The following is a 1,974-nucleotide window of genomic DNA, read 5'->3' on the forward strand; positions in this document are numbered from 1 at the left end:
GGGGCGCGGGCGCCAGGACCCCGGCCGGCGCGAGGACGTACTGCGCGGCGGCACCGGCGGCGCCCATCGGCAGGAAGCCGATGACGTCGTCACCGACCGCGAGGCCGTCCACCCCCTCCCCCAGCGCGTCGACCGTGCCGGCGACGTCGAAACCGGGGGTGTGCGGCAGCTCGACCGGGATGGGCTCGTGCATGAAGCCGGCGCGGATGTTGCCGTCGACGGGGTTGAACGACGTGGCGGCGACGCGGACGCGGACCTCACCGGGTCCGGGGACCGGCTGCTCCACGTCCTCGTAGCGCAGGACGTCGGGGGTGCCGTACTCGTGGAAACGGACTGCCTTCATCGGACTTCCCGCCTTCGGGGTCGACTTGCTTCGAATTCGAAGTATCTGTCGGCTACGCTACCTCTGCTTCGAATTCGAAGCAAGTGGCGTCGGTCGCAGTAGACTCCCGCCATGCCCGAGTCACCGCCGTCCCTCGACCCCGCACAGCTCGGGGCCTACTTCGCCCTGGTCGAGGTGACCAGCCTGCTCCGGCACGCGGTCGAGCAGCAGCTGCGCGAGGAGGGCGACCTCAGCTACGTGCAGTTCCAGCTGCTGGCCAGGCTCGGTGACTCGCCGACGGGCAGCCACCGCATGACCGACCTGGCCGACGGCGTCGTCTACAGCCGCAGCGGCCTGACCTACCAGGTCGGGCTGCTCGAGAAGGCGGGCCTGGTCGCGCGCGTCCCGTCCCCGGACGACGAGCGGAGCACCGCGGTCACCATCACCGATGCCGGGCGGGCGCTGCTCGCGCGGGTGCTGCCCGGTCACATCGAGGTGGTCGGCGGTCTGCTGTTCGAGCCGCTGTCGCGGGACGACGTGGCCACCCTCGCCGGGCTGCTGGCCCCGGTCCGGGACCACATGCGCTCGACGCCACCCCGCTCGGCCGCGCCGCGCCGCCGCAAGGGCGGAGCCTGAGCCCCCGACGCGGGCGCGGTCGCACCGGACGTCCGTCGAACGTGCGGGTGAACCGCGCGGCGGGCCACTCTTTGTCATCGGACGACAAACCTTTGTCCGCATTTTGTAGGGGTTGTCGAAAAAGCAATCGACGGCCCATCCGCGCTTGCCCGAGCACAACCCGAGCAGTACCTTACTCGCGAGTAGACAAGGAGCTCGAACCGCCGCCGAGCACCTTTTCCGACAATCTCGACGAGGAGATCCCCATGTTATCGACCAATTCCATTTCACGGCGGCTCATCGGCGCGCTCGCGGTGAGCGCCGCCGTCGTGAGTGCCGTCGTGCTCGGCGGGGCGGGCGTGGGCCAGGCGGCGACGGCCTCGTTGACGCTGGTGTACAACTGCCCGTTCCCGCTGATCGGCGCGCAGGACATGAGCGTGCAGATCGTCGCCTCGAACCTGCCCGCGTCGGCCGTCGTGGGCCAGCCGCTGCCGGCCACGAACGTGACCGCGACGGCGACCGTGCCGGCCAACGCGACCCTCGGGTTGGCGCTGGTCGGGGCCAAGACCGTCGAGGGCACCGCCACCTCCACCACCAGCGTGAACAACGCCGGCACCCTGCGCGCCGTGGTGGCGAGCCTGACCGTGCCCAAGACGAACGTGCCGTCGTCCGGCTCGTTCACCACGGTGGCGACCGGCAGCGCGCCGTCCATCACGCTCACCAAGGCGGGCCTGACGACCATCACGGTCGGCAACTTCACCACCACGCTCACCCCGCGCAAGTCCGACGGTTCGACCACCGGCCTGGGCACCTTCACGCTGAACTGCACGCTCAAGCCGGGCCAGGCCACCACGCTCTACCAGTTCACCGTCACCGCTTAGTCCCGCAGGAATCGACCACGCCCATTCCACGTCACCGGCGGTCGGTACGCAGAAACCGTCCGCCGGTGACGTGGCACGTCGGTGAGCGGGTATTCGCCCGGAACAATGTCGGGCCGCACCCGGGACCATGACGGAATGGGACGCCTGACGGTCACG

Annotated in this window: 3 protein-coding genes; 2 read left to right on the top strand and 1 reads right to left on the bottom strand. The window is 70.2% G+C overall.

All coding sequences use genetic code 11. The annotated features are described in order from the left end of the window. The coding region (locus AB0G02_RS37325) for an alcohol dehydrogenase catalytic domain-containing protein (protein ID WP_360804358.1) at positions 1 to 343 on the bottom strand (343 nt) is incomplete at its 3' end. Between the two features lie 111 nt (positions 344 to 454). Here AB0G02_RS37325 and AB0G02_RS37330 point away from each other — a divergent pair. Together AB0G02_RS37330 and AB0G02_RS37335 are read left to right on the top strand one after the other, a co-directional pair. Then, entirely contained in the window at positions 455 to 958 is a 504-nt protein-coding gene (locus tag AB0G02_RS37330) for a MarR family transcriptional regulator (protein WP_360804362.1), read from the top strand. A gap of 245 nt (positions 959 to 1,203) precedes the next feature. Then, positions 1,204 to 1,818 carry a DUF6801 domain-containing protein gene (locus tag AB0G02_RS37335; protein WP_360804365.1) on the top strand — a complete coding sequence of 205 codons (615 nt, stop codon included), beginning with the start codon at positions 1,204 to 1,206 and terminating at the stop codon, positions 1,816 to 1,818. Positions 1,819 to 1,974 lie beyond the last annotated feature (156 nt).

It is taken from the genome of Actinosynnema sp. NPDC023658 (assembly GCF_040639995.1).
Lineage (GTDB): Bacteria > Actinomycetota > Actinomycetes > Mycobacteriales > Pseudonocardiaceae > Actinosynnema.